The sequence below is a fragment of the Haloferula sp. BvORR071 genome (assembly GCF_000739615.1).
Lineage (GTDB): Bacteria > Verrucomicrobiota > Verrucomicrobiia > Verrucomicrobiales > Akkermansiaceae > Haloferula.
This window is the reverse complement of the sequence record NZ_BATP01000017.1, coordinates 1-7,227: the sequence shown is the minus strand read 5'-3', so window position 1 is coordinate 7,227 and position 7,227 is coordinate 1. Positions and strand designations below refer to the sequence as shown.

General features: G+C 63.5%; 9 protein-coding genes. 8 read left to right on the top strand and 1 reads right to left on the bottom strand.

Annotated elements, in window-relative coordinates; all coding sequences use genetic code 11:
• From BV071_RS07975 to BV071_RS07945, 7 genes are all read left to right on the top strand, one after another.
• A partial coding sequence (locus BV071_RS07975) for an MATE family efflux transporter (RefSeq protein ID WP_265594202.1) occupies nucleotides 1-1,582 on the top strand: 1,582 nt, incomplete at its 5' end.
• Between the two features lie 28 nt (nucleotides 1,583-1,610).
• Nucleotides 1,611-2,657: a GTPase ObgE gene (gene obgE / locus BV071_RS07970; RefSeq protein WP_035604714.1), complete on the top strand. Its 1,047-nt coding sequence runs from the start codon at nucleotides 1,611-1,613 to the stop codon at nucleotides 2,655-2,657.
• Nucleotides 2,635-3,318 carry a gamma-glutamylcyclotransferase gene (locus BV071_RS07965; protein ID WP_035604711.1) on the top strand — a complete coding sequence of 228 codons (684 nt, stop codon included), beginning with the start codon at nucleotides 2,635-2,637 and terminating at the stop codon, nucleotides 3,316-3,318. The genes obgE and BV071_RS07965 overlap by 23 nt, the downstream gene beginning before the upstream one ends.
• A gap of 52 nt (nucleotides 3,319-3,370) precedes the next feature.
• Complete coding sequence (locus BV071_RS35240) at nucleotides 3,371-3,769, top strand: hypothetical protein (RefSeq protein ID WP_265594201.1); 399 nt, start codon at nucleotides 3,371-3,373, stop codon at nucleotides 3,767-3,769.
• Nucleotides 3,770-3,789: 20 nt separating this feature from the next.
• Nucleotides 3,790-4,512 (top strand): gamma-glutamylcyclotransferase, encoded by a 723-nt coding sequence (locus BV071_RS07955; RefSeq protein ID WP_035604708.1) that lies wholly within the window; start codon nucleotides 3,790-3,792, stop codon nucleotides 4,510-4,512.
• Nucleotides 4,513-4,522: 10 nt separating this feature from the next.
• Nucleotides 4,523-5,230 (top strand): gamma-glutamylcyclotransferase family protein, encoded by a 708-nt coding sequence (locus tag BV071_RS32660; protein ID WP_052573039.1) that lies wholly within the window; start codon nucleotides 4,523-4,525, stop codon nucleotides 5,228-5,230.
• Nucleotides 5,230-5,934, top strand: coding sequence for a gamma-glutamylcyclotransferase (locus BV071_RS07945; protein ID WP_035604705.1), 705 nt, complete (start codon nucleotides 5,230-5,232; stop codon nucleotides 5,932-5,934). Before BV071_RS32660 ends, BV071_RS07945 begins: the two co-directional genes overlap by 1 nt.
• Here the strand turns inward: BV071_RS07945 and BV071_RS07940 are convergent.
• Nucleotides 5,931-6,821, bottom strand: a complete 891-nt coding sequence (locus tag BV071_RS07940) for a phosphatidylserine decarboxylase (RefSeq protein ID WP_035604702.1) — start codon at nucleotides 6,819-6,821, stop codon at nucleotides 5,931-5,933. The two genes, BV071_RS07945 and BV071_RS07940, sit on opposite strands and share 4 nt — an antisense overlap.
• A 120-nt stretch (nucleotides 6,822-6,941) precedes the next feature.
• Between BV071_RS07940 and BV071_RS07935 the strand changes: the two genes are divergently transcribed.
• Nucleotides 6,942-7,227, top strand: a 286-nt coding sequence (locus BV071_RS07935; protein ID WP_035604699.1) for a hypothetical protein, incomplete at its 3' end; no start/stop codon positions are given.

Genomic DNA, 7,227 nt, shown 5'->3' with positions numbered 1-7,227 from the left:
ATTCCCGCGAGCGCGACCGCACCTTGGAGATCTTCAAGAAGCACCGCGCGAAGAAGAGTCGGTAGCCGACCGGAGATGGCGTTTTACCACTTACAAACTTACAACTGCCGCCGCAGTTGAATTCCCGCAGGCGACCCGCTACCGCTCGCGGCGACGCATGGCGAAACCGGGACTGAGTGTAGAGGCGAGCCAGCGCGCGGTTCCGGAAGTGAGGCTGGCAGGCCGCTTGGCTGACCTCTCCTTGGGCGGGCAGATCTGGGTGCTGGCCTTCTGGCCGCTGCTGGAGCAGGTCCTGGCCTTCTGCGTCGGCTTCACGGATGCCATCATCGCCGGGCGGATCGGCGATGGCCACGACCGGGTCGCGATCCTCGATGCGATGGGGCTCGGGACCTACGTCGGGTGGTTCTTCAATATCCTGCAAGGGGCCGTCGCCACCGGGGTCATGGCCCTCGTCTCCCGGGCCACCGGCGCCCGCGATTCCATTCTCGCGAACCGCGGGCTCGGCCAGGGCCTGTGGCTTGGCATCGCCGCCGGGATACTCTCCCTGGTCGCCCTGCAATTGGGCATTCCGGCGCTGATCCATGCGATCCAGCTCAGCCCGGAAGCCTCCCGCCACGCGGAAATCTTCCTTCGCACCCTCGCGATCTCCGGGCCCTTCAGCGGGGCCATGTTTGCGATCAATGCCGCCCTCCGCGGGGCAGGGGACACCCGCACGCCCTTCATCGGCATGTGCGTGGTGAATGTGGTGAACATGAGCGTCAGCTCCTTGCTGGCACTTGGGCCCGCCCCTTACGGCGGCCATGGCGTCGGCGGCATCGCGGCAGGGACTGTCAGCGGCTGGATCGCCGGCTTGATCACCGTCTCGCTCCTGCTCACCCGCGGCGATGGCTTCTTGGGATGGTCGCTCCCCAGCCTGCGCCTTCACCGCGAGACCATCGCCCGGATTCTCCGCGTCGGCTCACCCCAGATGCTGGAGATTGCCTTCATGTGGGGCATTCAGGCTTATAGCATGCACGCTATCAATCTGTTGGGCGATGGGAACCTGGGCGCCCACATGCTCGCGATCCGCGTGGAATCGATGAGCTTCCTGCCTGGCTGGGCCATCGCCACCGCCGCCGGGGCCTTGGTGGGCCAGTATCTCGGCGCGGGCTCGAAGGAGATGGCCGTGCGCTCGGTGCGCCTGTGCTGGAAGATCGCGGCCACGCTCATGGGCTGCATGGGCATCATCTTCATCTTCGCGCGCGATCACCTGATTGCCTTCATGGCGCCGGACAGCAGCGTCCTCCAGCACCTCGCGTCCCCCGCGGTGCTGATTTGCGCCGCCGCACAGCCCTTTTTTGCGTCCTGCATCATCCTGAAGACCTCCATGCGCGTCGCCGGGGCGACCAAGATCGTGATGCAGTGGTCCTTCGGCAGTATGATCTTCTACCGCGTCGGCGTTCTGTGGTGGTTTGGCCAATCCAAGATCCCTTGGTTTGACCTGCGGGTGGTCTGGGTGGTCTTCTCGCTGGACCTGATTACCCAGGCTTTCGTCTTCGCCTGGGTGCATTTCCGCGGGAAATGGCTGGACGCGAAGGTATAAGCTGGCGCATTGACCCGTCTCCGCAGCCATGTTCATCGACCACATCCGCATCTTTGCCAAGGCCGGCGACGGCGGGAATGGAGCCGTCTCCTTCCGCCGGGAGAAATTCGTGCCCCGCGGCGGCCCGGATGGCGGCGATGGTGGCAAGGGTGGCGACGTGGTCCTGATCGTGGACCCTTCCACCGACAACCTGCGCCAGTTCCATTACGATCCGAAGCTGATCGCCAAGAAGGGCGTGAACGGTGGTGGTGTCCGCAAGACCGGCAAGGGCGGGGATGTCGTCATCGCGAAGGTTCCGCCGGGCACCGTGGTCTATAAGAGCAATGCCGCCACGGTCCAGGAAGCGGTGGAATTCGAGCGTGGCGACGAGGGCATCGACCTCGAGCCGATTGCCGATCTCACCGAATACGGCCAGAAATTCGTCCTCTGCAAGGGCGGCAAGGGCGGCCTCGGCAACTCGAACTTCGCCACCCCCACCCACCGCACGCCCACCGAGTCGACCCCCGGTGAGGAAGGTGAGTCCGGCGTTTACTACCTGGAGCTCCGCCGCATCGCGGATGCCGGTCTCGTCGGCTTCCCGAACGCGGGTAAGTCGACCCTGCTTGGAAAGCTTTCCCATGCCCACCCGAAGGTGGCGGCCTATCCCTTCACGACCCTCCAGCCCAGCGTCGGCGTGGTCGAGTTCGGCGGCTTCCGCCGCTGCACCGTCGCGGACATCCCCGGCCTGATCGAAGGCGCGCATGAGAACCGCGGCCTCGGCCACGAGTTCTTGCGCCACATCACCCGCTGCCGCGTCCTCCTCTTCGTCGTCGATATCGCCGGCAGCGAGGGCCGCGACCCGATCTCCGACATCCAGATCCTCCGCAAGGAGATCAGCGAGTATGATGAAGAGCTCGCCCGCTTCCCGTGGATGATCATCGCCAACAAGATGGACATCGATGGTGCGGAGGAAAACTTGAAGGCCTTGGAACAGCGCTTCCCGAAAGTCCGCGTGATCCCGATCTCCGCGGAGCTGGAAGAAGGGATGGATGCCCTCAAGCTGTATCTGAACGATGAAGTCGGATACCGGGTATAGACTCGTTCTGGTTCACGGCCCGCTCCGTCGCGGCGGCTCGCAAGCGAAGCTCACGGAAGGCGGGGACTATCTCCGTACGGTCGAGGTCTCCGGATTTTTGTATGCCGCGGGCTCCAAGGCCTACCTGTGCTTGGACCCCGCCGGCACGGCAGTGACCTGCGATCTCTATCGGGTGGGCCCCGGGCATTTCCAAGAGCTGGACCGCCTGCAACAGGCAGCCGGGCATTCGCCGGTGGCCTTGCGATTCGATCCCGAAGACAGGGAGCAAACTGCGGTCGCATGGGTCTGGAAGCATCCACTCGAAGATGTCCTGAAGGTTGAGTCCGGTGACTGGATCGATCATGTGTCACCCCGTGCGAGCCCGCATGCCATGGTCGTGGCTTTGATGATACCTCTGCTCTTCGCCGCGGCCATCTCCGCCAGCATTGCCAGCTCCCAGCAGTCCCGTGAGGCAAGTCAGACCTATCTTGGTATTGGTGCCGTGCTGTTTTTCGGCGGACCGATCGTAGGATTCGTGGCGCTCAATTTTGCCAAGAAGCGGGGCGAAAAATGGGGCTGCCTCCGAAACCTGGTGATGATCGGTTACGTGCTCTGGGCCATCGTGGCGGGCCTCTATGCCATCGCTGGTGCCACCTGTGGGTTTGGCGGTGGCTTCCGATAGGGCGGCAGTATCCGCTTGCCGGTGGCTGTTTGAGGCGGGACCATCTGACGCCATGGAGACTCAATACGGTCCCTACCATCGCTTGGGCGAACCGGGCGGTCCAGGTTGTCCGCTTTCCGCGCTGCCCGTCCACACCGCCGATTCCACGGGCAAGCAATCCCCGGCCACCTTGCTCGACGCGGGACAAGCGGCGAGCGAATTGGAAATGCTCCGCAGCGTGGCTGCCGGCATGGGCGTGCGCTGGGGCCACGATGAATCCGGATGGTGGGCCGTGGTGCCCCGCGAGGAATTCCCCACCTGGGCGGTCTGGCGGCAGGACGATCACGGCAATCTCTATCTGGTCCACGCCAACATCACTGAGAGTGATGCGCGCTGGCGGGTCGCCGACTACGAAGCGCGCGGCCACAAGCAGACCTACTTCGCCGGGGATCAAGCGATCGGTGTCCGTTAGAACGGAGAATCAAGGAAACCATGAGCGAAGACAAACCGGTGCTGGTCTTCGTGGTGGGCAGCTTCCGCCAAGGCATGTCGGAAGCCTATGTCCTCGATGGCGCTGAATATGTTTGCGTGGGTCTGGCCAAGGGCGGGCTCTACGAAGTCTCTGGCCTCGCCTGCTTTGTGCCTGGCGAAGGCCACGGCTACGTGACGGGAGATCTCTACCGCATGCCATCCGCCCTCCTGCAGTCGATGCTTGGGTACGAGACGGAGGCAGGCGGCTTGATCACGGTCACCGATTTTCGCCTGAGCCAAGTGGACGTGCATCCGCTGAACCTCGGTCAGGCGCCGTGGCAAGCGAGCGTCTGGGAATGGACCGGCTCGCCCGCCGCCGCCCGCCTCGTTCCCAATGGCGATTGGTTGGATTGGGCGAGTCCTCGGCAAGCTCCGCTCTGCACGATCATTGCCGTCTTGTGTCTGCTGTCCTCCCCCTTGGGATTTCTGGCGCTCGGATCGTTTTCCGCAAGGATGTCCGACCTGTGGATGGACATGACTCATGAGCCTATCATGGCGACTATCGTGTTCCTGATCATCCTTGAGGCGCCGGTAGGACTTTACGCGGCTTGGCTTGGCCAGCGCCGCCGCGAGCGCTGGCAGGGTTTACGCCGCCTGCTGTTCCCGCTCTTGGGTTTGTGCTCGATACCGGCCGTCGTTGCTTTGTGCGCATTCTTGCTCGGAGCCCTGTCCTCGTTTGGTTAAAGTCCCCGCGATGTCCTTGGAGCTGCTGGAAAGCGGGTCTGCCCGCGAGCTGGTCTTCGTTTACGGCACCTTGCGCCGCGGTGGCTCGAACGGCTTCCGGATGAATGGCGCGAAGTTCGTCGGGCCTGCCCACGTGGCCGGGAAGCTCTACACCATCTCCTGGTATCCCGGCCTGGTGCGCGACCGCGGCACGGGGCTCGTCACCGGTGAGGTCTATGGCGTCGATCCCGAACAACTGAGGGCACTCGACGAATTCGAAGGTCTCGCCGCCGGTGAGATCGAAGGCAGCGAATACCGCCGGACCCAGGTCGAGTGCGTGGTCGAAACTGCCGATGGTGGCAGGGCCGAGATGGTCTGGGCCTACGTCTGGAAGGGTGAGGTGGATGAAAGCAAGGAGGTCCCCGGCGGTGACTGGCTGGCGCACACCGGCGGCAGGCCCTTCCCGACCTTCACGCTTCTCGCGGTCTTTATGATCGTGGGGATCGTCTTCGCACAGATCTCATTCTTCTTCCACATCCCCAGCCCTTTCACTTGGTCTCTCATGCTCGGTGCCATCACCTCCTGGATCTTCGCCGGGCCCCTGCTGGCGCTCGCCGCGGTGTTCTTTGCGGGTAAGCGTGGCGAGGGCTGGGCACCCATCCGCTGGCAATGCACCGGCCTGGCGGTTAGCACCCTCTTGGTTTCCCTGCTCGTGGCCTTCGCGGCAATCCGATTTTGATGATGCCGCTTCGTCCTCAAGCCGTCGAACTGGTGTTTGTATACGGTCCCCTGCGGAGGCGCGCCTCAAATGCCGGGCGCCTGAAAGGTGCCGAGTGGGTGTCCGCCGCAGTGATCCGCGGCAAGCTTCTCAAGATTGGCTGGTTTCCGGCTCTGGTCCTCGATCCTCAAGCCGACTCTTGGGTCTGGGGTGACGTGTTCCGGGTCCGGGCTGGTGACAATCTTGATGCCTTCCTCGAATACGAGGGGCTGGAAGGCGGTGCCGTCGATGGCAAGGATTGCAGGATGGTGGAAACCGCGGTCCGCGCTTCTCCGATGTCGGTGATCGGCTGGGATGTTCAGCTTTGGGCGTGGACCGGTTCTGTGGAGGAAGCCGAGCTTGTTCCTTCGGGTGACTGGATCGATCTCGAGCGGCCGGGAGAGCGGAATCTGTTCTCTTGGCTTGCCGCTGCTTGTGCCCTGACGATGCCCGGCATCGCGGTAACGACCGCCTTTGTCCCGGACCTTCCCTTTGAGGAAGCTTTTATCGTTTGCGCAACGCTGGCCCCCATCGCCGGATGGTTTGCCATTTACTTCGCGTCACGCAGGCGGGAGCGCTGGGAGACCTTGCGCCTCTACATCTTGACCGCCCTTTTCCTGGAGAGCATCCCCGTGGTGACTTGGCTGGGCACCTTCATTTCGACGATGATCCAGCGGATCTTCTAACTGGCCCGCTCCGCCATCGCCGTCCCCACCTTGGCATAGAGCTCCACCTGCTTCGCCGAGCACTCCACCAGATCCGCCGCGAGCTTCACCGCGCCCGGCTCGAAGATGGTGATCGTGGAGGAACCTCCGAAAGCGAAGTAACCTTTCTCCGCACCCTTCGCCACCGGTTGGCCGGGGGTGAAGGTCTGATGAATGGTGCCGACACAGGTCGCGCCGATCTCTAACAAAAGCACAGTGCCCAGGTCCGGCGTCTCCAGCTTCGTCAGGGTCCGCTTGTTCTCCCAGAGGTAGGCCAAGCGCCGGCGCAGGGCGAGGGGGGAGACCGAGAATAGCGGCCCCTCAAAAGTCTTCACCGGCCCGGGCGTCCCCGCAGCGGGGAAGTGGAAGCGATGGTAGTCCACCGGGCAGAGCCGCGACAGCACCAGCGAACCATTCGCATACTTGGCTGCGAGAGAGGCATCGCCCAAAAGCTTTTCGAGATCCCAGCGTTGGCCCTTCACGAAGACCCCGCTGATCTCATTGGCTTTCTGAAAGCCAAGGTGTCGCCCGTCCGCCGGAAAGACTACCGCCGTGTCCGCGATCGGACGCGCTTCCGGCTTAAGCTTGCGATAGAAGAACTCATTGAAGGTCGCATAGCTGTCCGGCGCGTCGGCGAATTCGGCGGCATCCAAGCCATACTGAGCAATGAAAGGGGCGACCTTTGCCTTGGTCGCCGGGCTGTCCATCCGCCGCCCATACCAGCGCGAGAAACCACCGCGCTTGACCATCGCGTGCAGCGGCAGGGCCCCCAGCGGGTTGCCATAGGTGAATTTCAGGAAGCCTTCGCCATAGACCTGCTCGGTCTCCTCGCGTCCAGTGTGCCGGTTGAAATATCGGATTTCGCTCACGCCGCGGGGACACTAGGGGAGGGATTGCCAGCCCGCGAAGGAGTTTTTCGCGCTTTTGGATACTCCCCATTCACCTAGTTAGCCATTCAGGATCAAGGCTTCGCCGTTTTCACTCTCGGAATGGCCTTGCACGTTGCGGGGCCCGCCGCTATCGGCGGCGCGATGAAAATCCGGGGAATCTCCGCGTGCCTCGTCGTGGCGCTGCTGCTGCCCGCCTGCCGCAAGCCGAAGGAAGTGACGGTCGACGAAAGCCGCGCCGTCACCATGCGCGATGAGAGCCTGAAGCTCGATGCGACCAGCACGGAGCGCTTTGAAACACCTGCTGAGCCCACCGCTCCGCCAGCTCCTTCGGCTGGCCCCAGCCCCTTGGCCGCCGGTGTGGTGCCGGAAGGCTGGAGCGAGCAGC

Excerpts from the sequence above, each read along its gene's own strand:
- obgE (WP_035604714.1), top strand. The coding sequence starts at position 1,611 with ATGTTCATCGACCACATCCGCATCTTTGCCAAGGCCGGCGACGGCGGG.
- BV071_RS32660 (WP_052573039.1), top strand. The coding sequence starts at position 4,523 with ATGTCCTTGGAGCTGCTGGAAAGCGGGTCTGCCCGCGAGCTGGTCTTC.
- BV071_RS07965 (WP_035604711.1), top strand. The coding sequence starts at position 2,635 with ATGAAGTCGGATACCGGGTATAGACTCGTTCTGGTTCACGGCCCGCTC.
- BV071_RS35240 (WP_265594201.1), top strand. The coding sequence starts at position 3,371 with ATGGAGACTCAATACGGTCCCTACCATCGCTTGGGCGAACCGGGCGGT.
- BV071_RS07955 (WP_035604708.1), top strand. The coding sequence starts at position 3,790 with ATGAGCGAAGACAAACCGGTGCTGGTCTTCGTGGTGGGCAGCTTCCGC.
- BV071_RS07945 (WP_035604705.1), top strand. The coding sequence starts at position 5,230 with ATGATGCCGCTTCGTCCTCAAGCCGTCGAACTGGTGTTTGTATACGGT.